The sequence below is a fragment of the Chitinophaga sp. GbtcB8 genome (genome assembly GCF_019091455.1).
Taxonomy (GTDB): domain Bacteria; phylum Bacteroidota; class Bacteroidia; order Chitinophagales; family Chitinophagaceae; genus Chitinophaga.
Map to the genome: position 1 here is coordinate 16,932 of NZ_JAGXJN010000052.1, position 24,803 is coordinate 41,734.

Genomic DNA, 24,803 nt, shown 5'->3' on the forward strand with positions numbered 1-24,803 from the left:
ATCTCTTTTTAGTTCACTTGTTTTGCTGCTACCCGGCCCCAGCTTAACAGGCCTTCCTTTATTTCCTGCTCCAGCACCGGTGCTTGCTGCAACAGTGCGCGGGCAGGGGCATACGTAGAATAATAGCAGGTAAGGGCAGCGGCTTCCTTTTCAATATTTTCTGCGGAATGCCATACCCGTTGTATATCCGGCATATTGGCATCATTAATAAAACGGGTTACCAGGCGCCAGAGCATGGGATTTACCGGGCGGCCGGCAGCCCAGCGCTCATGCGCATAATCAATAAGAATGGCGGCCAGCTTTGCATTGGCCCGCTCATCCAGCTCTACAATATCATGTACGGCTTTCTCTGTAAAAAATGCTTTCAGCACCAGCTGGTTCCAGGCCGGCTCATCCAGGTACCGGGCCGGGTACGCATTGTGCAGCATAATAGCTTCCAGCACCGTGCCTATGTTAGAGCGGATGCCTTCTGAAGTGCGCAGCTTCCACTCCTGCGCCCAGGGCAGCAGGGGCAGCGCGCCATACAGCGCTACCAGCTCATTCATTTCTGCGGCATTAAACAGCCCTTCTATTGTTTGTACGTAATTAACCCGGTCATTTGCCGGCCACTGTAATAACCACCAGGTACGAGCCAGCCGGTCTAACGTATAGCCCTGTACGAAGAATCCATGAGCGGTTTCCTGTAACTCATGGGTAGTACCGGCAGGTAACGTAACAATCTCTTTCCCTGTAAAACGCGGGATAGCGCTAAAGGTCAGATTAAACTGTTGTACAGATGCTGAATCCTGCAACACTTTACTGCGTTGCGCCAGCCAGGCAAGGGCCTGATCTGTACTGCGCTGCTCAATAATAGCATATAGATAAGCGCTCACCTTATCTCTGTCATAGTCATATGGTTGCTCCATTGCGCCTGTATTCTGATCACGAAAAATAGATGATCAAGGGGATAAAGATAGCAGAATTTGATGAACGGGAAAAAAGGCGGAACGCTGAATGCGGAACGCCGAATGCTGACCGGAGCGTAGTGGTTTCTGCTGCGGCCGGTGCCGGAGATGCCCTCCTGTGAACAGGTGCATGAAAATGAATACCTGGTATGACAGCCCCTGTCAGGATCTACCGTTTAGCCTTGTGTATACCGGCCTGCAGGGAGGCGGTGGCGTTTTGCGCTACCGGCACACCGGGGGTGTGTACCTGTATTTTTTGTACAATGAATGCGCCAATGCTTCTGCCCTGCTGTAACCCGTTCTCTATAGATGAGCGGTAATGAATGCCGCCGTATAAACGGCTGATACCGGCTTCATTTGCTGCCTGTGTGAACGAAGTAAAGTTACGCTGCCCGGCGCCGTATTCCACTTCCGTGGTGTCTGCAAAGACCACATTATCGCCATACAGCCGGGTAAGTGTAACGGCTGCTGCGCCGGATATTACACTATGGCCGCTGGTATATTCCGGGAAAGGCGGTGTTTGTAACAGCGGCTCCCAACCGGGATCCACCAGCTGGTTTATGACCGTTTGCGGACGTATAACCCTGCTGCGGTACTTCTCATCCCAACAGGCAATAAAGGCATCCAGCAAAGTAGCGGCGGTTAATGCATAGGCTTGTGCAGTTTGCACATATCCTGCTTTGGCCTGCCGGGAGGCAATGGCTGCAATACCCATCCAGTGGCCGCCCGGGGTAATTTTTTTAGTGGCAAACATAGCGTGGCCGGTATGATGCATTACATAGGGATTGCAGTCCCAGAAGCTGGCAATGGCTATTTGCTCTTTGCTTAAATGCGTACAGGTGTTGTACACTTCCATCATTTCCCGGTAAAAACGGCTGGTAGTATCCGCCTCATTATAGTTATTGGCAGGCAGGGGTTTAAACTGGCTGCAGGTATCCAGCATAAAAGGGTGAATGCTGCTCCAGTAAGGTTCTATCGCATCCATATAATCCGGCGGGGTAGGCTGCCAGGTGCCTTTTTGCCGGGGTACGGTGTAACGCGGGTAACCGCGGCTTTCCTTGTAATTGTCTTTGGCAGCGCGTTCCAGCACTTTGGCGGCAACAGCTTCTCCAAAAGCAACAGAGTTATTAAAGATGGTATCATTCAACCCTGCTGCTTTAAAGCGGTTGTAGAGCTGCTGCTCAAACAGTTTAAGCGAGTCGGTTGAGAAAGTAACCTTTTGCGCTATTACTTCAAAGGCGCGGGCGCCGGCCAGCAGGAAGTTGTATTGTTTATCTTTTTCCGGCTGCGGCATGGGCGCAAATGCCCACATTTGCGCAGCCAGGGAAGGGTATGCAGGCTCATTATACCGTGCCGCCTCATACATAGCCAAACAGGAATAAGCGTAGATACGGCTGGCTACCGGGGGCGAAAAAATATCGTACACAATTACGTCTGTTAAGCGTTTTACGGAGGCATGCATCACCTCCGGATCCTGCAGCTGCGCAGGATTGGCCTTAGGTGCAGGCGCCGGCTGCTTACACGCAAAAAGAGCGGTAAGGCATAACAGGATACTTATATGAATGATACGTTGCACTGTGGAATTTCTTTTACTTACTACAATGTTATTGGTGTTACGGCAGGTTAACCGTTCTTTTGCGGCCGCTGAAATCCGTAATATCCACCGTTGTTACCGGCGCGGTAAATGCTGCATAACGGCCGGACTGTGACAGGAAACCCTGCCCGTAGCTGCATTCCTGCTTTTGCGTGTGCCCGTTGGCGTAATGCACCGTTAAACAGGCATCTTTACTTTGCAAAGGCAATACACGCACAGCTTTGCTGCTGCTAAACAATTTTAACGGTCCCTGGTTCTGGGAGGCTGCCAGCAACAGCTGCCCGCGCGGCCCCTGTAATTGCACCAGGGCTTTACCATCACCGGGCAGGTAAATACCGCTGCTGCGTATATCCATGGGTGAAAAAGCTCCTTTGCCATTACCCAGCATCACCAGCCCATCCAGCGCATCATAACGGCCAGCAGATACTTCCGTTCCAAAATCATTTCCATTGATCACTACATCCAGGTTACCATCTCCATTCACATCAGCGGCCACCATGCCGTACAGGGGCGCTACCTGTGCCTGCAAAGGCAGCGGTGAGCAGGTAAAACGGCCATTACCTTTATTTTCAAGATAACAGGAGCGCAGGTTGACAGCCTTTAGCTGCAGGGCATCTTTCAATTCCTCCGGTTTTAAAATATCCTGGATAGTGGCTACTGCAAAATCGTGATACTTAGGAAACCGCGCCCGCATCATGATCATTTGTTTGATCAGGTCATCCCGGGTATGGGCAGGGAACTCCCGGCGGCGGCCCATACTGTCCGCCAGGAACAGGGTGGGTATGGCATCGTAGCTACCATTCTTATCAAAGTCGGCGGCGTAGATACATACCGGCTCCTGCGCGCTGGCGCTGTATAAGGTATTAAGGCCTGTGTTACCGGCTATGTAATCCATATCCCCATCGTTATCAAAATCACCGGACACCAGGCTGCCCCACCAGCCTTTTTCTGCTTCCAGCCCGGTTTTAGCGGGCAGCAGCCGGCCCTGTTTATTGTTGTGCAGGAATACGGGCGGCATCCACTCCCCTGCCAGCAGCAGGTCGGTATAACCGTCATTATCATAATCCGTAAACAGGGCATCACATACCAGGCCCAGGTGCTGCAAGGCGGGTGCTGCCTGGGCAGTAACGTCTGTGAATTTTACAGCGCCGTTGTGCGTATCGTTCCTGAGCAGGTAGCTGCTAACAGGAGCGGGGTATTTGCCCGGTTCTACCCTGCCGCCAATGAACAAGTCCAGATCACCATCCCGGTCAAAATCTGCGGCCTTTACGCACGATTTACTGGTATAAGTGGCGGGCAGGGCCTGCGGCGCTTCTGTAAAACCGCCTTTGCCGTTATTGAGGTACAAGCGGTCGCGGTAGCTAAGGCTGCCGGCTTTGTTCTCACAGCTGCCGCTGGCTATGTACAGGTCCAGGTCATTATCGCCATCCACATCCAGCAGCAGGCAGCCCATATCTTCTGCGGCTTTGCTATCTGCCAGGCCCGGGAGCAGGTCTTTTTCCATAAACCTGCCATTGGGCTGCTGTAACAGGAAAGTGCCTTTGTACTGGGTGGCGCCACCTATGAAAATATCATCCAGCCCATTGCCATCCACATCGCCCACGGCCAGCGCAGGGCCGTATTGCGATAATTTATGCGGCAGCAGGCGCTGGTCATTAAAATCTATATAATCAAATTCTTTGTGTTTAAAGGTAATGCCGCTGCTGTCTGTTACATCTGCAAACAGCGGAGCACTGAGGGCTGGTGTGGCGGCGGGTGACGCGGGCGTGGCATTGGCATAGTCTGCGGCTAATACCTGGTTGGCAGGTATGTTGTTCCATACCTGCACCTTACCATCCGGCCAGGTTACTTTAACGGCGGTAACCGTGTCTGCAATGCCCAAACCAAAGTGCGCTACATTTTCTACGGACGATAGATAACCGCGGTAAATAGTGTTTTCGTATACCTGTTGCTGTTGCTGTTGATTACCTGCAGTTACCTGTACCCAGGCGCCCAGGCCCAGACGGTTGCCCGGGGGGCCTTTGAACTGTACACGTAACCAGTGCGCGGCATGGGGCTGCCTGTTGCTATGGTTTTCGTATACAATGGCTACGTCGTTTATATTATTGACCACATAATCCAGGTCACCATCTCCATCCAGATCCGCATAGGCAGCGCCATTGGAGAAGGTGGGGGCTTCCATGCCCCACTGTTTGGTAACATTGGAAAAAGTAAGGTTGCCGTTATTCCGGAAAGCATAGTTAGGCACTTTTACCCGGGGCAGCTGCTCCAGCATAAATTCTGTAGAAGCATAAGGGGTGGCGGTTGCACGGAAGGATACAAAATCATGATCCGTAATATCCCGCGGAAAACCATTGGTGATCACAATATCCCGGTACCCATCGTTATCAAAGTCTGTTACCATGGGCGTCCAGCTCCAGTCTGTGGCTGCTATGCCGGCCATAAAACCAATATCGCTGAAGGCTACGGCGGGTATACTATCCTTACCGGGTACGGGCCCCTGGTTCAGCTGCAGCATATTGCGCGGGTACTGGTATTCGTAACCGTATTGATCGTTATTGATGTAGGTGAAATAGTTGTTGGCATTCATCATCATTTTCCGGCGCAGGTTGGTTTCCGGCAGCATATCCAGGCTAATGATGTCGGCCAGGCCATCGTTATTAATATCGTTAATATCTGTACCCATGGCGGAGTAGGCGGTATGTTTCAGGTAGTTGGCAGAACGGTCTGTAAAGGTGCCGTTATGATTGTTGATGTATAAGATGTCATTGGAGAGATAGTCGTTGGCTACATAAATATCTTTCCAGCCATCGCGGTTAATGTCGGTGATGTTGATGCCCAGGCCATAACCTTCTATGAGGATACCGGCTTGTTTGGATACATTGGTGAAGCAGGCATGATGCAGGGAATCGTTCCAGTCGTTCCGGTACAGGCGGTCTGTATTCAGGCTGCTGCCGTCCAGGTGGCGGGGTTTGTATTTGCTGGGAAAGTGTGCAGAATCTATCTGGTTGGTGAGCACATACAGGTCCAGGTCACCATCATTATCATAATCAAAGAAAGCGCCCATAATGGAATAACCGGCATCGTTAACGCCATATTCCTGTGCCATTTCTTTAAATACCGGTGTGCCGCTTTTATCCAGGCCCTGGTTCACGAACAGCATGTTCTGCCGGCTCGCGCTGTCTTTTTTCATGGCGGCGCACACGTAGAGGTCGGGCCAGCCATCGTTATTAATATCTATTACTGATACGCCGGTATTCCAGCGGCCGGGCACATTTACGTTTGCTTTGGCAGTAATATCCTTAAAATGCATACTGCCGGTATTCAGGTACAGGCGGTTGGGCACCATGTTGCCGGTAAAGAACACATCGGGCCTGCCATCTTTATTAAAATCGGCTATGGCTACGCCGCCACCGTTATAGATGTATTCAAAGTTCAGCACATTCAGGCTGTCACTTTCTGTTATGGTGTTTGCAAAATCAATCCCTGAGCGGGATGCAGTTATTTGCTCAAACAGGACAGGTGTATGCGTACAGGCTACAGTAAATAATAACATCCACATGCACCAGCCTAAGTGTTTAGGCGCTTTCATTGTCCGGTGGAATTTGTTCTCTTGTAATGCGTGTTGTAGGTATCTGTTGTTGTGGTATTCTTATATAAATCAGATGGAAATAAAAGAGAGGCACAAGTGCCTCTCCTTCCGCCATTCTAAAACCTGATCAATAATCAGGATTCTGTTCCAGAGCGGAGACCCCATTGGTCGCGCTCAAATCAATTTGCCGCTGCGGTATCGGGTAATAAGTATTTTTCGGTTCAGTGAACTTAACGCCTTTTAACAGGCTCATTATTGTCGTTTCGTATGCAATATAAGCATTTAAAGTGGAACTTGCCTCTCCCCAGCGCACTAAATCAAAAAATCTGTGGCCTTCCATTCCAAATTCCAGCTTCCTTTCAAAGTGAACTGCTTTACGGGCCGCATTTTTATCGGTCCAGGCAGTTGTATACTCATTAATTACATAGTTAGCAGCGGGTGCAGTACCGGCTGCATTTTTTACCCAGCCGTTCTCGTTGGCGGCACGCTCACGGATGAGGTTCACATACTGCCGGGCTTTTTCCAGGGAACCGATCTCTACCTCACATTCTGCAGCCCACAAAATTACATCTGCATAACGTATGAGGATGTAGTTAATGGCAGTGAGGCCATTGGTCCAGGAGGAGCCGTCTGTAAGCACCTTTTCCTGTGATTTGTAATACACGTTCTTTTTAGGTGAGTAAGGGCCACCGTTAGACTGGTCGCGGATCCAGGAGATGCCGGGATGTGCGCCCCAGTCCAGGTAGGGAATACCCCTGCGGCCTACTGTCCAGTCCAGGCGCGGATCCAGCGGACCTGCATCCGGGGTAAAGGCGGCATCAGCGGCTACGCCCATATCGCTTTTTACCGGGTTGGCATTGTAGGTACCATCCAGCAAAGGCAGGCCGCCTGCGGTGCGGAAAGAGTTCACCAGCTCCTGTGTGGGCTGGAAGAATCCGCAGCAGCCGCCGGGGGCTCCTTTATCGGAGTAAGGGAAATTCAGGATCTGATCGGGATTGGAGTTGTTACCTGCACCGCCATCATTTACAGACGACTGTACAGCAAATATGGATTCCGGGCCGTTCTTGGTGTCTGCATTATAATTATCCTGGTAGCGGGCGGCCAGGGCATATTTTACGCCCTTGGGATTTGCACCGTTTGCAATGATACTTTCCAGCAGTGGTTTGGCTTCTGCATACTTTTTCTCATACATATAGGCTTTGGCCAAAAAAGCGGCTGCTGCCCATTTATTGGCGCGGCCTACCTGCGACATTATTGCCGGCAGGCTGTCATAAGCGGCCTTCAGGTCGGCTTCTATTTTAGGCCAGGCATCTTCCGTGTTGGATACTTTGTAGTTGTTGGCTACGTAGTCAACGGTTTCATCTACATAAGGGATGTTGTTCCACATCTTCTTAGCTTCCAGGTGATAGAAACCACGCAGGAAGCGGGTCTCTGCCCGTATACGGCCACGGTCCTCGTCCGTTACATCGGCCTTTGCCAGTGCTTTCAGTACGTTATTAGCGCGAGCTACCCCGTCGTAAACGGCTTTCCATTTTACATTAAAAAAGTCGTTGGTAGATAATGCCTCATATCTTTCAATGGGATTTATATCTGCCTGGTCACCGGCGTTCGAGCCTTTATGCGCATCACCACCGGAAATACTGCCGTATACCCAGTTGGTGCAGGAGGCCTGCCAGTTAAAACCGTTATAGTTGCCATCCAGCACCGCATAGGCGCCTATGAGCAGCTCTTCCACGCCTTTTTTGGTAGCTACGTCTGCATCGCCCAGCTGACCGATGGGATCCCGTGAGAGGAAAGATTTTTTGCATGCATATAACCCCACTGCAATTCCTCCGGCCAGCAACATGCCTATGATGATCTTATTTTTCATGTGGAAATTTTTTGTGCTTTGAGTTACCACCTGGAACCGGGCCTGCTGCTTTAAGGCAATTGCCCGGTTGCAGGTGTATATTTTATATTCTATCGTTACCTATTAGAAAATGGCATTTAAACCCAGGATAAACTGGCGTGTAAGCGGATAGTTACCATAGTCTACCCCAAAGTTTGTATCCACACCGCTCACGGCAGGGTCCAGCCCTTTGTAACCGGTAATGGTGAACAGGTTAACGGCCTGTACATATATCTTCAGCTTTTCCATACCAATAGTACGGATAGTGGATGCGGGCAGCGTATAGCTCAGCTGCACATTGCGGGCCCGCAGGTAAGCGCCATTCTCCATGTAGTAAGAGTTAGGCTGGGTATTGGTGCTGAAGTTGGATACATCCTCAAAAATGGGTACGGTAGTGCCTTTGTTCTCAGGTGTCCAGGAATCGCGTACACGGCCGCTGATGGCCTGCCCCGGGAAAGAGGGGAAGAAGTCGGTGAACCAGCGGGTGTAGTTAATTACCTTGGCGCCGGTTACGGCGTAGAGGAACACGTTAAAATCAAAACCTTTGTAACCGACGGTGATATCCAGGCCGGAGGTCACACGGGGATTGGGATCGCCAAAGAAGGTACGGTCGGCGGCCGTGATCTTTTTATCGCCATCCACATCCCGGTACTTGAAACGGCCGGGGGCAGCGCCATCCTGTGCAGCGCTGTTCTTTACATCATTATCGTCCTGGAAAAGACCTACTACATCATAACCAAAGAAGGCGGAAATAGGTTGCCCTACGGCATTACGGGTAAAAGTACCGATACGGGATGAACCAAAGCTGTTACCATCAAAGTAGTCTACCCCTTCGGACAGCTTGGTGATCTTGTTCTTATATGTTGTTAAGGTTAAATTGGCTTCGTAACGCCAGTTCCTGGCAAAGTTGCCGCGTTTAATGAGCTGCATATCTATGCCTTTATTGCTCATACTGGCTACGTTAATGGTAGGATAAGTTACCTGACCTACTGTACCGGGTAGTTCCGGGTTAAAGAGCAGATTGCTGGTCTTTTTATTATAGATATCAAATATAAAGTCCAGTGTGTTGTTGAACAAGGTTGCATCCAGACCTACGTTGGTGGTGATGTTGGTTTCCCAACGGCCTTCCGGATTACCGATCCTGGCTTTGTTAATACCTTCGAAGGTGGCAGTGCTGGCCCCGTCTATGGCGTAAGCAGAGAAGGAGGCGCTGGCGGCGTACAGGTTGTACTGGTTGTTCAGATCTATACGCTGATTACCCATTTTACCCCAGCCACCGCGGAGCTTTAATTCATTGATCCAGGAAACACCTTTCAGGAACTCTTCCTGGCTAACGCGCCAGCCGGCGGAAACGGCCGGGAAGGTACCATAACGGTTGGCGATACCAAAGTTGGAGGAACCATCCCTTCTGAGCACGGCGCTGATCAGGTAACGGTCCATCAGGGTATAATCCACTTTACCAAAGATGGAGAAGATATCATTACCAGGGCTGCCTTCACTGCCTACGGTACGGCCGGATGACTGGGTACCGGTAAGGGTGCGGTAGTTCACTACATTAGTAAAAGGGTTGAGGCCTGTACCGTTCATATCACGGCCGGCACCATCACGGATGGCTTCTATGCCTACCAGGGCTTTAATATTATTTACCCCAAAAGTATGCTCATAGCGCATGGTGTTGGTCCAGGTCCAGCTGTAGCCATACCCTGAATTTTCATACAGCTGATCGCTACCTATGTTTTCAGAATTCTCATAGGTACGGGAGGTAATACCGTTTGCATAAAAGCTAAACAGATTACCACCAAAGCTGCTGCGGAAGGTGAGGTCTTTTAAGATGTCTGCCTCTGCATATACGTTACCGAAAATACCGAAGGCATGACCTTTATTATCTTTTGAACGGGTTTGGTTGGCTACCGGGTTACTGGGGTTATTAAACCCTTTGGCTGCAGTACCGGCCCAGCCCCCAAATTCATCATATATAGGGATCAGCGGGTTCATACGGTAAGCCAGGGATATGGCGTTACCCTCATTCAGGTTGGTAAGCTGCGGGTTATCGCGGAAGGTCATCTGAATGTTTTCCCCAATGCGCACCCGGTTCTTGATAGAGAACTCTGAGTTGGCGCGGATGGAGTAACGTTTCAGGTAAGTGCTCAGCACTACCCCTTCCTGGTTATAATACCCGAAACCTGCGTAGAAGCGGGAATTTTCACTACCGCCGGACAGGCCTACTGCATGCTGCTGAATGGGCGCTGTGCGGGTAATTGCATCATACCAGTCCGTTCCGGCTTTGTTAGCTTTTACGATCTGGTAAATGTCGCCTTTATTAAAATCTACATTGTATTTGCTGGCATCAATGGCCGGATCACCGGCAAACACACCGGTTTTGCCGCCTGCCAGGATATAGTCCGGCAGCACGGGATTTACGCCAGTACCGTACTGGGGGTGGGTAGGGTTGCCATTAGCTTCTACCTTACCGGCATTACGTTCAGCTATCCAGGTCCATTTGGCGGTTTCTTCCGGGTTCAGGATATCAAAACCTTTACCGGGTGTTTGCCAGCCATAGGAACCATCGTAGGTTACCTGGATCTTACCGTCATTACGGCGGCTGCCATGTTTAGTGGTGATCACAATTACGCCTGCAGAGGCACGGGCGCCGTAAATGGAGGCGGAACCGGCATCTTTCAGCACGGTAGTGGTTTCAATATCAAAACTGTTAAGGTTTTCGATACTGAAGGTAGGCACCCCATCCACAATGTACAGCGGTTCGTTACCGGCAAAAGAGGCAAAACCCCTGATGCGCACCAGGCTGGTGGTACCTGGCTGGCCGGAGGACAATACCGTTAAACCGGCTACGCGGCCCTGCAACTGCTGTTCTGCGTTACCGGCCGGTACGGCTACCAGCTCTTTTGCTTTTACAGTGGATACAGCGCCAATGATATCTTTGCGCTGCTGGGTGGTGTACCCTGTTACCACTAGCTCATTGAGCGCACTGGCAGAGGTTTCCAGGCTAATGTTGTAGACAGAGCCCGCTCCTACGGTGAGCTCCTGTTGTTTGTACCCTACGAAAGAAACTACCAGTGTTGCGTTGTTGGGTACCGTTAATGAAAAGACACCGCTCACATCTGTGACGGTGCCAGTGCTGGTACCTTTTACCTGAACGGTTGCACCCGTAACAGGTTCATTGTTTTCTGCAGTAATTTTCCCGGAAATTTTCTTGGTTTGGGCAAAGGTGCTGTTGACGCAAAGTAGTAATAACATGCAACAGCACCCTGCCACCAGGCTGTGGTAGATTTTTTTCATAACGTGGCTTTATAAAGACTTAATAGTGTGTAATTATGTGATTATCTTTTAGAAGATTTTGGTCTTTTTAAGTTAACATGGAAAAGCTTTACTTGATTCGCATAAATAGATAACAAGTCCTGGCTAAATAGATTTTGGTTGTTGTACGGGCTCTTTCTCACTTATCATGCTCGTTTGCCTGACCAATTTATAACTTTATTTTAACATTTACAAGTGTTTATTTAACGTTTTTGAAAAAATCTTCGCTGAATGCCAACACACTGTATAAAATAACCGTATTTCATATAAACATTTATAATTTGTGTTAAAAAGCTATATATCATGAAAATCTTCATGAAAATATTCAACATACTATTTTGCCTGGTTTTTATTGTATTTGCCGGTTTACAATACAACGATCCGGACCCTTATGTGTGGATGCCCATTTACCTGTATGCTGCAGTGCTGTGTGCGCTGGCGGCGCGTAAACAGTTTTACCGGGGCGCTTACCTGGCAGGGGTATTTGTGTACCTGGCCTATGCGGTATACCTGTTCTTTGACAAATACGGGGTAATGGACTGGGCCGTACACCACCATGCGGAAAATATTGCTGAAACCATGAAGGCCACCAAACCCTGGATTGAAGAAACCCGGGAGTTCTTTGGCCTGTTCATCCTGATCATTGTGCTGCTGATCGATTATACCTATGCCAGCCAACGGTCGCTGAAAAAGCAAAGGAAGGAGATGATGAAGATCACGAAGCGGTGATCTTTGCATGTGGGGGCATGTAGGGTTTTATGTAGGGGGGAGGAGTTGCGCACCAATGTCGCAGCAATTACGGGGCCTTTTTAGGAGGGAAGGGTACCAGTTGCACCCGAATAGGACAGCAATGGAATTGCCCCTCATTTTGAGTACCTGACATGAACTTCACTAGGGATCCACTAGGGAAAAACATGGGATCCAGTAGGGAAAGACATGAGAAAGACACGGGAATTCAATAATACCTCCCTATCAGCTTATTCTCCACAATAGCTTTGCGCAGCTCCAGCATGTTCACCGCGCCCTGGTGCCGGTACACAATGTTACCGCCGGGCTCTACCAACACGGTATATGGTAAAGCACCCTGCCAGTCCGGGTCTACAGCTTCTATAAGCTGGTATTTATCGCTGCCTGAGTACAGGTAATTCTTATTGGAGGCCTGCAGCTTTTTAAGCTGGGCCAGGGCTTTGCTCATTTTCTCCGGGCTATCAGTGGTAATGGTAATAAATTCAAAATCCCGCTCCCGGTACATACGGTCGGTATCTATAAAGGCAGGCAGCTCCTGTATGCAGGGGCCGCACCAGGTGGCCCAGATATTAATGAGGCGCAGCTTATCGCCCTTGTTCTTTAATAATTCTTTGATGCCGGCGGCATCCAGGGTATCCAGGCTTACGGGGCGCTGGGCCCATTCTTTATACAGCTGTGCGTTATACTCATCTTTCCAGGCCCATTTAATAGAGCAGCCAAAGGTTTTCTGCACCGGTGTTTTCACTTCCTCATGGTGCAGTACTGCATCAATAGCCCCGCGGATATCCTCTGCCTGGCCGGTGCCGGGTTTTTCCTTACTATCCAGGCGGCCGGTGTAGCGCAGCTTGCGGCCCTCATCAAAAATAAAGGCATGGGGCGTGGCTACCGGCCCATAGGCCAGGGCTACCTTCTGATCATCGCCATCATATAAATACGGGAAGTTAAAAACGTGTTGTTTGGCGCGGAGCTGCATTTCCTCATAGGTATCTCCCATTTCCGTATAACCCAGCTCACCCAGGTTCACGGCTGTAGGGCTGTTAGGGGATATGACCACCACGGCTACCTGCTGCGGGCCATAGTCTTTGGCCAGCTGTTTAATACGCTCTTCATAAGCCTGTGCCGTGGGGCAATGGTTGCAGCTAAAAACAATAGCCAGCACTTTGGCTTTAGCAAAACTGGTGAGGGTATAGGTTTTACCATCCGTGCCTTTCAGGGAAAAGGCAGGCGCCGCAGCGCCAATGGATAAGGTTTTGGGCTCCGGGTGATGGCTTTGAGCCATGGCGGGTAATACAAAAACCATTAACAGGAGGTAAAGCAGTTGTTTTTTCATAACTGAAATATGGGTTGGGAACGGGGTAATAAGTTAAGGAAAGATAATGGGATTTGGAAGGGGTGAAAGATTTGATGAGGTGGTTGGGCTGGGTGTCTGCAAAAAGAAAAGCCATGAAGGGCTTTTACGGATGAAGTATAGTGGAATAATTATGTGCTGATCTTTTTGTTCCTGTTAATGGAGCCGTTTTAACGGAGGCGTTCGGAAAGGCACCCATTCTGCGATCTTTTCAATATCGTCTTTTATGACTTTGAGATCTTTGTCGATGGAATCAAATCTTTGATCCATTGAATCGAACCTACGGTCCATTGAATCGAGTCTGCTATCAATAGCATCGAATCTTTTGTCAATCATGTCAAATTTTTTATCAATGGCATTGAATCTTTGTTCAGACCTTTGTTCCATTGAATCAAATTTCGCTAGTAGCTGTTCAAGGACATTGTTATCCATTTCTACAAGATTTATACGATTGCTAAGATAATTAGTTTTTATACACGAGCCAAATGTTTAAAAATCAATCGATAAGAGATATATCAACTTAATATTTCACATTAAAAAGCTTTCAAATTTTAATCAAAAAGGGCAGCCTGATACCAGGCTGCCCTTTACTTGAACAACTTTATAATTAAACTATTTTGACATTAACTGCCAGCTGGCAATTGCTACCGGCGCTTGTTCTGCAGCATCGGCTGCTTTTAAACGGAGGTAAATAGTATGCTGCCTGGCATCTGATATTGGTGCAAAGGTAATGAGCGCAGTATTAGGCGCTGGCACGGTTTTCATGCCGGGGCCAATTGTTACCTCACCCAGCTTGGTGCCTTGCAGGCCATCCAGCAACACTTCTACCGTGTAGCCATATTGCGGGGCCTTTTGTGCAAAGTAGGTAAGCTCAATACCGGTTACTTCGGTAAGGTCTATATGATCATAAGCGGCCCAGCCGGTTACGTTGGCAGCCGGCAACAGGTACTTTTGCCCGTCTACACTAAAGGTGGATACCCCATCGGCCTTATCATAATCCGCTGCAGACAGCTTAGCGTTAAACAGCTCCGCAGCTGCAGTACCGGTAATAGGTTTAATACCAGGACCGCCTTTATCCGTATAGCTGGCCATCAGGTAAAACACGCCTTTATCTTTCAGCGGGTTACCCAGGGTAGGATCTATAGAGCTGTTCAGCGGCAGGGATTGTGGTTTCTTGGCATCTGCCGACTGTGACATAATGTATTCCACGATCTGGTGCGCTTCCCCGCTGGTAATAGTGGGGTGGGCCGACATTGCAGTTTCTCCCCAAACACCACCACCACCTTTAATGATCTTATTGGCCAGGTAGTCCGGTGCAGCAGGATCGCTCTTATACTTTTCCGCTACTTCCTTAAAGGAAGGCCCGATGGATTTTTCATCCAGCTTATGACAGGTTTTACAATCGCTGGCTTCCATCATATTCTTACCGGCAATGGCGCCGGAAATAATCTGGTGGCCCTGCGGCAAGGCGGCTTTATCGCGGCCTTCCACATACTCCGCTTTTACAAAGATGCTGGATGCATCCAGCTTACCATCTGCGCTGTTGCCATCTTCCTTATCATTCACAGTTACCGTGTAGTGTACCTGTTTACCCGGGAAGTAGAACATCTTGTTACCAATGATATCTATTTTCACATCCGGGGTTTCATTACCGGCATATAAGGTAGTGGTATAACTGCGGGTGCTGGCGCCTTTATCATCGGTCACCTCTACGGCTACCGGGTATTCACCGGCAGTAGTATAGGTATATTCTTCCTCCGGCTCTGTAGTTTCCTTTTTGCTGCCATTGCCAAAGTACCACAGGTATTTCAGCTTATCGCCATCCGGGTCTATAGAGCTGCGGGCGCTGAGCTTTACTTTAAAGGGCAGGCCGCCGGTGAGCTTATTTACCGTTAATACGGCTTTAGGCGCACGGTTGCCACCATTGTAATCTATACGCACCAGCGCTGCATCCGGATTTTTGCTGAACCAGCCATTACCATATTCCAGGATGTAGATACGGCCATCCGGGCCCATTTCCATATCAATAGGCGCATTAAGCTTGGTATGCTCCATAAAGGGCTCCATTTTGGAGTAGCTGCCATCCGGGTTCAGTGTTACGGCTTTGATCCAGCCACGTACCCAGTCATAAATAAACAGCTTACCATTATAGTAGTCCGGGAAGCGGGTGGCCTGCTGGTTGGCATACAGATCACTGTAGTATACAGGACCTGCCATGGCATTACGGCCACCGCTGCCTACCTGCGGGAAGTCGGGCGATTTGGCATACGGATACCAGATAAAGGCCGGCTGCGCGGGCGGAAGGTCTTTTATACCGGTATTGTTACGCGAATTATTTACCGGGTGGGCAGGGTCAAATGCAGGACCGCTTTCACCGGTTTCATAATTATACAAACGGTAGGGGTAGTTGTTGCCTACAAACATGGGGTAACCAAAGTTACCGGCTTTTTTAGCCTGGTTCACTTCATCATAACCACGGGGGCCGCGGTTAGGATCATCGTTGTTGGCATCCGGGCCTACCTCACCCCAGTACAGGTAACCATTCTTTTTATCTACAGAGATACGATACGGATTTCGTGTACCCATTACGTATATCTCCGGCCGGGTATTTTTGGTACCTGGTTTAAAGAGGTTACCTTCCGGTATGGAATAGCTGCCGTCTTCATTCACTTTTATACGTAAGATCTTACCCCGCAGGTCGTTACTGTTGGCGCCTGTACGGCGGTCATCGTACTGCAGGTGGCCGGGGCGGTCGTCCAGGGGCGCGTACCCTTTACTCACATATTTCTGGCCTGGTTCATCAAACGGTGTACTGTTATCGCCGGTAGAGAGGTACAGCAAGCCGCTGGCATCAAACGTTAACGAGCCACCGGTATGGCAGCAGATATTACGTTGTGAGTACAGCTGCAGGATGATCTTTTCAGATGCCGTATCCAGCTTATTATTCTCGAACTTAAAGCGCGACAGGCGATTCACAGACGTATCTGCCGGTGAATAGTATAAATAAACGTAGTGGTTATTCTTAAAATCGGGATCGGCTGTAATACCCAGCAAACCTTCTTCTGCATTTACATTGGGTACATCTGTTTTGTAATACACCCGTAAGGACCCTGCCTGTGTGATTTTTTTGGTGGCCTGATCAAAGTACAGGATCTCACCACGGCGTTGTACCACCAGTATGTTCAGATCCGGCAGTATAGCCATTTCCGTTGGTTCAAAGAACTCACCGGAGATCAGCACATTTTTGGTAAAACGATCCTCTTCCGGTACACGCAGTGTAGTGGCTTTGCTGTAATCCATGTACTGGTTGCTGCCAATGGCATATTTAATGCCGCCCAGTAAATGTTTCAGGTAGTTTGGCTCCGTATAACTTTCATCGGTATGCCCTAGCTCTGTATAAAAAGCGCGGCCGCCGTCAAAGTCGTGATACCAGCTTATGGGGTGCTCGCCCATGGTGCCGCCCTGGTAAGTTTTTTCATCTACCGTTATGAGCACATGCGTGGTTTTATCCAGCTTTTTGAAGTTATACCACTCATCGGAATGCTCCCATTTCTCCGGCAGGTCTTTGGTGGCCTGAAAGGTTTTATCCTTTATGGTTAAGGTAGCCTTATGCACGCCGGGCGGGTGATTATCAAAGTAAGCGCCTACCAGCTGGCCATACCAGCCCCAATCGTACTCCGTATCTGTAGCGGCATGCACCCCTACAAATCCGCCGCCGGCTTGTATGTAGCGTTCAAAATCTGCTTCCTGGTAGTTGTTTAAAACATCGCCGGTGGTGTTCAGGAAAATAACGGCTGCGTATTGCTGCAGGCTGTCTTCCCGGAACCGGTCGGCATTTTCTGTGGTATCCACATCAAAGCCATTCTCTTCGCCCAGCTTCTGAATTGCTTTGATGCCGGCAGGTATAGAGGAATGACGAAAACCCATGGTTTTAGAAAACACCAGTACTTTGGGTTTTCCGGGACGGGTTTTGTGACAAGCGGTTATGAGGACGCCCAGGCCCAGCATTACCGTAATAGCTAGTATGTATCTCATTTTATGGTAAGTGCTTAATGCTTCTTTTTTGTATGACCGGTGCCCATAGCGTACTGCAGGCCACCCAGCACATGTTGTAAATACAGGGGATCGGCATAGGATTCTTTGGTATGGCCCATTTCAGTATAAAATGCGCGGCCGCCATCAAAATCATGGTACCAGCACATTGGATGGTTATCCCCGTTCTTACCTCCTTCATAGGAGGTTTCATCTATTTTAATCAGTACGTGCGTATCCGGATTAATGTCTTTAAAGTTATACCACTCATCTTTCCTGATCCATTTTTCAGGCAGGTGTTTGGTGGCGGCATTGTTTTTGTCCACCACCAGCAAAGTTGCCTCCTGCTGTTTGGGATGGCTCAGGAACCAGGCGCCTACCAGCTTGTTATACCAGGGCCAGTCGTACTCCGTATCGGTTGCGGCATGGATGCCCATAAAACCGCCACCGCCGCGGATGTAACCTTCCATAGCTGCCTGCTGCGCATCATCCAGCACATTGCCGGTGGTGCATAGGAATAAGATGGCTGCATATTGTTTCAGGTTATCAGGGGTGAATACACTGGCATCTTCCGTAGTATCTACTGCAAAGCCGTTTTCCTCACCCAGCTTTATCATGGCCAGTTTGCCAACGGGTATACAATCATGCCGGAAGCCAGCGGTTTTTGCAAACACCAATAGTTTGGGTTTAGGCTTTGCCTGGGAAGTGAGGAAGAAGCCCAGCAAGCATAAGAGGAGTGTGATGTTTTTAGTTTTCATATGCGCGTAATAGTGAGGAATGCTGAATGCTAAATGCCGAACGCTTAACGCTGATCGTGTTTTGTTCCAAGCAAAGGGTCTTTAGCGTTAAGCGCCCTGCATTCAGCATTCATCGTAATTAAATTAAAGAACGTGGATCTTAATATCTCTATACGATACCTCATGGCCATGGTCCTGCAGGGAAATGTGCCCTTTGGAGAACTTGGCAAAACCTGGCCAGGTTTTGAATTTACTATTGGCCAGCAGCTCTTTCCATTCATCGGAACCTATTGTTACATTCACGGTTTCAACATTATTGAGCCATAAAGTAAGCTGGTTGTTGTTTTTCCTGATCTTAGCCGTGTTCCACTCTCCCACTGGTTTTACTGCGTTCTGCGCTGATTTTTTCAGATCATACAGGTCGCCGGAATTATGTTTGGTGATCTTACCATCAGGATGTTTAGCATCGTCCAGCACCTGCATTTCAGGACCGGTAAGATAGGTTTGCTTATACTCAGGATCTTCGTGTACCAGGAAGATGATACCGCTGTTACCGCCTTCTGATATTTTCCATTGTACGGACAGCTCAAAATTTTCATATTCGCCATCTGTTACCAGGTCGCCACCGGGTGCGCCGCTCTTTTTAGCTTCCGGATCCAGCTCCAGCGCGCCATCTACTACTTTCCAGGCGGGGCTTACATCTTTTTGCAGATAGGTATGCCAGCCTTTGGTGGTTTTACCATCAAACAGCAGTTTCCAGCCTTCTTTTTTTTCCTTGGATGATAATGTATTCACCTGTTGCGCCATGGCAGACGTGGTAATGAGGGTACCAGCCAGGAGCAAGCTTTTGAATGGTAATTTCATAACTGAGTACGTTTAGAATTTTAGCAGTTGTAATGTAGATAAGATTAATTTCTTTTTGATATTGTTTTTTATGAACGGAACGGGCCGTGTTCCTGCTGCTGCCTATGCTCCTGCGTAACAGACAAATCATATCCTGTGCGTGCCGTTCATTTGCTGGCCGCATGGTTTCCGGATCTCCTAATTTGTGTGTAGGGGCTGTTCCTGCGTAACAAGGGCAGTAAAACAGTATCCCGGAAAAACAGGTGTTTTTCCGGGATCGTTCATTTATTTCAATGACAAAATATACTTCACCATTTCTTCAGCGTCGGTTTTCTGTAAGGTGGGATGTGGCAGCATAGCTACTTCGCCCCAGTTACCGCTTCCGCCTTTGATCACCTTGTCAGCAAGGGTTTCCACGTTCTTGTCGTTATTCTCGTACTTCTGTGCTATTTCCTTATAGCCTGGTCCTACCAGCTTGGTATCTTCCTTATGGCAGGTTTTGCAATCCTGGTCATCGATCAGGGTTTTGCCTTTTGCCACGGGTGCATTGGCACCGGGTGATACCATTGAGGTATCTACCGCACCACCTTCCTGGCCCGCTGTTGCGTTGCTGCTGCTTGCCTGCTCACCACTTTTCTGTCCACCGCCGCAGGCTGCGAAGAAAAAGGCACTCAGTACAAACGGCGCCAAAAATCGCTTTCTCATGTTTGATTCTCGTAGTTTAGTTGTTAAATGTTGATCGTTTATTTCTAAGCTGTTAGCTTTTAGCTGTTGGCTTTTAGCTGCTGTTAGCCAATTGTTCACGCGTTTGTAATTTTAAGTGCATGCTAATAGCCAATAGCTAAAAGCCAGTTGCTTTTTAAAGTCCCAGTATTTTCCTGTTGAGCGCTTCATTAGGGCCGGTGCCGGCAAAATCATCAAAGGCTTTTTCCGTTACTCTTATGATATGATCTTTGATGAAAGGCGCGCCTTCGCGTGCACCGTCTTCAGGATGTTTTATACAGCATTCCCATTCCATTACTGCCCAGCCGTCAAAGCCATATTGCGTTAATTTACTGAAAATCGCTTTAAAATCTACCTGTCCATCGCCCAGGGAGCGGAACCTGCCGGGGCGGTCTATCCAGCCCTGGTACCCGCCGTACACGCCGGAACGGCCGGTTGGATTGAACTCCGCATCTTTTACATGGAACATGCGGATGCGCTCGTGATAGATGTCAATATACTCCAGATAATCCAAACATTGTAATACAAAATGGCTGGGGTCGTACAGGAGGCAGGCACGGCTATGGTTACCAGTGGCTTCCAGGAAGCGCTCGTAGGAAATACCATCGTGCAGGTCTTCGTTGGGATGTATCTCATAACAGAGGTCTACGCCATTGGCATCAAACTCGTTGAGGATGGGCAGCCAGCGCTTGGCCAGCTCCTTAAATCCGGTTTCTACCAGGCCGGCGGGGCGCTGAGGCCAGGGGTACACGGTATGCCATAGAAGCGAGCCGCTAAAGGAGGCATGCGCCTTTAAACCCAGGTTTTGGCTGGCTTTGGCCGCATACTTCAATTGCTGCACCGCCCACTCCGTACGTGCGGCGGCGTTATTACGGTATTGCTCAGGTGCAAACCCATCGAACATTTCATTATACGCAGGGTGCACGGCTACCAGCTGGCCCTGTAAGTGGGTGCTCAGCTCTGTTATTTCCAGGCCGGCGGCGTTTACGATCCCTTTAATTTCATCTGCATAGGTTTTGCTTTCCGCAGCCTTTTGCAGATCAATAAAGCTGCTTACCCAGGTAGGGATCTGCACTCCTTTAAAACCCAGGCCGGCGGCCCATTCACAAATATTTTTCAGGTTATTGAAAGGCGCGGCATCTCCTGCAAACTGCGCCAGGAATATGCCTGGTCCTTTTATTGTTTTCATACTATGCTCTGTTTCCGTTGTGAAGAATGTAAAATACCATCTGTAAATGCCAGCTGCAAAAGGTAAATGCGGAAAGCCAACGTTGGCATAAGTGCCTCTTTGCTCACATACTTTTACATTTTACCTCCGGCATTTACATGTATGATCTTATTAAATCTCGAACGTCGTCCACTTTTGCTCGCTCTGTGCTGACTTTACCACATTGTCAATGAACGCCATGCCGCGTACGCCATCCTCTACACTGGGGAAATCCAGCGCTTCGGGTGATGGCTGCGTGCCATCCAGCTTAGCCGTGAGCGTGAGTGCAAAGTTGCGGTACAGGTTACCGAATGCTTCCAGGTAACCTTCCGGGTGGCCACCAGGGGTGCGGGTATTGTGCACGGCATAGCTGCTCTGGTAACTGCCGTAATTGCCGCCGGCGCGGTAGATCTGCGTGGGCTGGTCCAGCCATTTTACCAGCAGAGTATTGGGCTCATGCTGCGCCCATTCCAGGCCGCCTTTTTCGCCGTATACCCTTATACGTAATGCATTTTCTTCACCGGCTGCTACCTGCGATGCCTGTAATACGCCGGCTGCGCCGTTATCAAAACGCAGCAGCACACCGCCATCATCATCCAGGGCGCGGCCCGGTACCAGTATGTTTAAGTCAGCGCACAGCTTTTCAATTTTAGCGCCGCTGATATATTCTGCCAGGTTGGCGGCATGGGTACCAATATCGCCCATACAACCGCTTTTGCCGGAGCGTTTTGGATCTGTTCTCCAGGCTGCCTGCGCATTACCTTCTCTTTCTGACATTTTGCTTAACCATCCCTGCGGGTACTCTACCCACACTTTACGGATCTTGCCAAACACGCCTTCCTTCACCATCTGGCGGGCCTGTTTTACCAGGGGGTAACCCGTGTAGGTATGGGTAAGCAGCAAGGTTAAACCGGTTTGCTCTACTTTGGCTTTCAGCTGTTTGGCTTCGTCCAGGGTAAAGGTGATGGGTTTTTCAATTACTACGTTAAAACCTTTATCCAGGGCCAGCATGGCTGGTTCAAAGTGGGCAAAGTTGGGCGTAACAATGGTTACAAAATCCAGGCGGTCATCCGCAGGGCGGGCGGCCTCTTTTTCCAGCATTACTTTAAAATCCGTATAGGTACGTTCGGGGTCCAGGAATAACATTTTTCCTGAATCCACGGCTATTTCCGGGTTTACGCTCAGCGCGCCGGCTTTCAGTTCGATCAGGCCGTCCATGTTGGCGGCAATACGGTGGATTGCTCCGATGAAGGCATCCTTACCGCCTCCGATCATTCCCATTCTTAGCTTACGGTTCATTGGCAAATCAATTTATCAATTATGCTTAGTGATTTATATATATGCATCGCGGCCTCAACTGCTCAGGTTATAAGGTTTGTGCAGCGGGCTGTGTTTGTGTTAAGGCAACTTTTGATTTTTTCCTGAATTTCAGGAAGAGGACCAAAAAGGCAACGATCAGTATTACCGGTAAGATGATCACGGTCATCATAGTATCCCTGCCGGCCTGTAATTCTGCGGCTACCTGGTCGGCGCCCTGCTGTAATGCTTTGGCTTTATTACCATCATACCAGCTACCCATAAAAGGTAATATAATGGCTACAGACAGCATACCTGCGCCGCCCATAATATTCAGGCCCAGCGCGCCGGTTTCCGGAATATATTCTGATACAAAACCCAGCATAGTAGGCCAGAAATAACAAACACCCGCAGCAAATACGGCAGCAGCTGCAAAAGCTTCATACCCGCTGGCATGGCTTAACCAGAACAGGCCTAATGTAGCAAATATGGCAGAGAAAAGCAGCATACCAGCCGGGTTCAGGCGGTGTACCACCGGACCTGCAAACAAACGGCCAATGGCCATTATAAAGTTTATAAACACAAATACCAGGATGGCAGATACACCTACTTGTTTCAGCAGGGCCTCTATCCACTGGCTGGTTCCCAGCTCTGTGGAGGCGGTGAGGAACATGCATAATACCATAAATATGAACAATGGGCCTATACAGGCTTTCAGCATTCCTTTATATGAAATGCCGGAAGCGGCACGCTCCGTTTGCGGGAAACGCTGGGTCAGGAACAATGCACCATATATTATGGCCGGTACCAGCAACACGCCCATAAGCGCCTGCCAGCTCAGGTGCAACGCATCAATCATAAAATAGGCTATTAAGCCGCCTATTACATTTCCCCCCGGGAACCACATATGAAAGCGGTTGAGCATTTTGGTTTTTTGGGTGGAGTAAATAGTAGCCACCAATGGGTTGCAGGCTGCTTCTACACTTCCGTTGGCAATGCCTATCAGCAAGGTACCCAGGAAAAGCGTCCAGAAAGAGGTAGCAAAAATGGTAACTGCCACACCCAGCAAATGTCCTACAAAAGCCAGCGTTAATATTTTGCGCATACCTACTATATCTATTAACGGGCCACCTATGATCTGCGCCAGGGTAAACCCCCAGAAGGCTGTGCCGGCAATAAGCCCTACCTGCTCGCCGGTAAGCTTAAAATCGGTTCCCCACATGGTCATGATCTTAGCCCTGATTGCAAAGGTCATAGCGGTGACAATTAACGCCAAACAACTTGTATAAAACAGTTTTTTGGGCTGTATCAGATTCTCCATATTACGTGTGAATTTTAGATTTAGTTTTAAACGTGTTAATATATAGTATGGACCTTAAAACGTTTAAATTTATAAAAACTTATTGCATATTTTCCACTCCTGCCTCTGATTATTTTGTTTTTATTTGATAGATGGAAGCCTGCATTTGTGGGTTGCGGTTAAAAAATTACAGTTGCCAGCCAGCGCTAAAAATGACAATTCCCGCCGGCTTAAATGATCACTTTATAAGTACCAGTTAATTAATACTCCCCTATCAGTAAATAATTCATAATTTTACAGTCCTTGTAAAAAAGGGTGTATTGCTGACAGCTTGTCACCTGTATTTTCCAAGCATGTTATTTGTGTTGACCATTATTGCATTCAATAATTTATACTCATGTTAGGTTTTTTGACAAAAATTTTTGGCGGACATAAGTCTGAACGAGATGTTAAGGCTTTACTGCCGCGCGTGAAACATATCAATGAGGCGTATGAAAAACTGCAATCCCTTCCTTTGGATGAGCTTCGTAATAAAACCCAGGTTTTCCGCCAACGGATCAAAGAACACCTGGCCACTATAGATGATGCTATTGCTGCCAAACAGGAAGCCGCAGAACACGAAGCCGATGTTTCTACCAAAGACAATATTTACCAGGAAATAGATAAGCTGAAAAAAGACCGGGACAAACAGATAGAAGTAGTGCTGGATGAGCTGTTACCGGAAGCTTTTGCCGTAGTAAAGGAAACAGCCCGTCGCTTTTCCCAGAATACGACCCTTACGGCTACCGCCACTGAGCTGGACCGCCAGCTGGCAGTTACCAAAAAATACCTGACCATTGAAGGTGACAAAGTGACGTGGAGGAATACCTGGCCTGCTGCAGGCAGTGATGTAACCTGGAATATGGTGCATTATGACGTACAGCTGGTAGGTGGTATGGTGCTGCACCAGGGTAAAATATCCGAAATGGCTACGGGTGAAGGTAAAACCCTGGTATCTACCCTGCCGGCTTACCTGAATGCGCTGGCCGGTGAAGGGGTGCACATTGTAACGGTGAGTGATTACCTGGCCCGCCGTGACTCCGAATGGAACGGCCCTATCTTTGAATTTTTAGGTATTACGGTTGATTGTATAGATAAACATCAGCCCAACAGCGCGGAACGCCGCAACGCCTACCACGCTGATATTACCTATGGTACCAATAACGAATTGGGATTTGACTACCTGCCTGATAACATG

15 protein-coding genes and 1 pseudogene are annotated in these 24,803 nt (G+C 48.9%); 2 read left to right on the forward strand and 14 right to left on the reverse strand.

Going from position 1 to position 24,803, the window contains the following annotated elements; translation table 11 throughout:
* Window positions 1–8 precede the first annotated feature (8 nt).
* The 5 genes from KVT36_RS29205 to KVT36_RS29225 form a co-directional block, all read right to left on the reverse strand.
* A complete protein-coding gene (locus tag KVT36_RS29205) occupies window positions 9–905 on the reverse strand; it encodes an EboA domain-containing protein (protein ID WP_217606972.1) in 897 nt (298 codons plus the stop codon).
* A gap of 208 nt (window positions 906–1,113) precedes the next feature.
* On the reverse strand, window positions 1,114–2,520 hold the full coding sequence (locus KVT36_RS33305; protein WP_217606973.1) for a vanadium-dependent haloperoxidase: 1,407 nt from the start codon (window positions 2,518–2,520) through the stop codon (window positions 1,114–1,116).
* A 37-nt stretch (window positions 2,521–2,557) separates the two neighbouring features.
* On the reverse strand, window positions 2,558–6,130 hold the full coding sequence (locus tag KVT36_RS29215; protein ID WP_217606974.1) for a VCBS repeat-containing protein: 3,573 nt from the start codon (window positions 6,128–6,130) through the stop codon (window positions 2,558–2,560).
* A 127-nt stretch (window positions 6,131–6,257) separates the two neighbouring features.
* Window positions 6,258–8,000 carry a RagB/SusD family nutrient uptake outer membrane protein gene (locus KVT36_RS29220; protein ID WP_217606975.1) on the reverse strand — a complete coding sequence of 581 codons (1,743 nt, stop codon included), beginning with the start codon at window positions 7,998–8,000 and terminating at the stop codon, window positions 6,258–6,260.
* A 102-nt stretch (window positions 8,001–8,102) separates the two neighbouring features.
* A complete protein-coding gene (locus KVT36_RS29225; RefSeq protein WP_217606976.1) occupies window positions 8,103–11,315 on the reverse strand; it encodes a TonB-dependent receptor in 3,213 nt (1,070 codons plus the stop codon).
* Window positions 11,316–11,636: 321 nt separating this feature from the next.
* Between KVT36_RS29225 and KVT36_RS29230 the strand changes: the two genes are divergently transcribed.
* On the forward strand, window positions 11,637–12,062 hold the full coding sequence (locus KVT36_RS29230; RefSeq protein WP_217606977.1) for a transmembrane 220 family protein: 426 nt from the start codon (window positions 11,637–11,639) through the stop codon (window positions 12,060–12,062).
* A 226-nt stretch (window positions 12,063–12,288) separates the two neighbouring features.
* On the opposite strand, the gene KVT36_RS29235 is transcribed toward KVT36_RS29230, so the two are convergent.
* The 9 genes from KVT36_RS29235 to KVT36_RS29275 all read right to left on the reverse strand — a co-directional run bounded on the left by KVT36_RS29235 (window position 12,289) and on the right by KVT36_RS29275 (window position 23,587).
* The gene (locus KVT36_RS29235; protein WP_217606978.1) at window positions 12,289–13,410 is read right to left on the reverse strand and encodes a redoxin domain-containing protein; all 1,122 of its coding nucleotides are present in this window, start codon (window positions 13,408–13,410) and stop codon (window positions 12,289–12,291) included.
* A 174-nt stretch (window positions 13,411–13,584) separates the two neighbouring features.
* Window positions 13,585–13,860: a hypothetical protein gene (locus tag KVT36_RS29240; RefSeq protein ID WP_217606979.1), complete on the reverse strand. Its 276-nt coding sequence runs from the start codon at window positions 13,858–13,860 to the stop codon at window positions 13,585–13,587.
* Between the two features lie 180 nt (window positions 13,861–14,040).
* A complete protein-coding gene (locus KVT36_RS29245) occupies window positions 14,041–17,463 on the reverse strand; it encodes a ThuA domain-containing protein (protein ID WP_217606980.1) in 3,423 nt (1,140 codons plus the stop codon).
* A gap of 14 nt (window positions 17,464–17,477) precedes the next feature.
* On the reverse strand, window positions 17,478–18,218 hold the full coding sequence (locus tag KVT36_RS29250; protein ID WP_217606981.1) for a ThuA domain-containing protein: 741 nt from the start codon (window positions 18,216–18,218) through the stop codon (window positions 17,478–17,480).
* 123 nt (window positions 18,219–18,341) lie between these two features.
* The gene (locus tag KVT36_RS29255; protein WP_217606982.1) at window positions 18,342–19,061 is read right to left on the reverse strand and encodes a DUF1080 domain-containing protein; all 720 of its coding nucleotides are present in this window, start codon (window positions 19,059–19,061) and stop codon (window positions 18,342–18,344) included.
* A gap of 264 nt (window positions 19,062–19,325) precedes the next feature.
* Entirely contained in the window at window positions 19,326–19,745 is a 420-nt protein-coding gene (locus KVT36_RS29260; protein WP_217606983.1) for a c-type cytochrome, read from the reverse strand.
* A 154-nt stretch (window positions 19,746–19,899) separates the two neighbouring features.
* On the reverse strand, window positions 19,900–20,952 hold the full coding sequence (locus KVT36_RS29265; protein ID WP_217606984.1) for a sugar phosphate isomerase/epimerase: 1,053 nt from the start codon (window positions 20,950–20,952) through the stop codon (window positions 19,900–19,902).
* Window positions 20,953–21,102: 150 nt separating this feature from the next.
* Window positions 21,103–22,269, reverse strand: coding sequence for a Gfo/Idh/MocA family protein (locus KVT36_RS29270; RefSeq protein ID WP_217606985.1), 1,167 nt, complete (start codon window positions 22,267–22,269; stop codon window positions 21,103–21,105).
* 67 nt (window positions 22,270–22,336) lie between these two features.
* Window positions 22,337–23,587: a sugar MFS transporter gene (locus KVT36_RS29275; RefSeq protein ID WP_217606986.1), complete on the reverse strand. Its 1,251-nt coding sequence runs from the start codon at window positions 23,585–23,587 to the stop codon at window positions 22,337–22,339.
* A gap of 376 nt (window positions 23,588–23,963) precedes the next feature.
* Between KVT36_RS29275 and secA the strand changes: the two are divergent.
* Window positions 23,964–24,803: pseudogene (secA, locus tag KVT36_RS29280) on the forward strand (preprotein translocase subunit SecA); the annotation flags it as partial.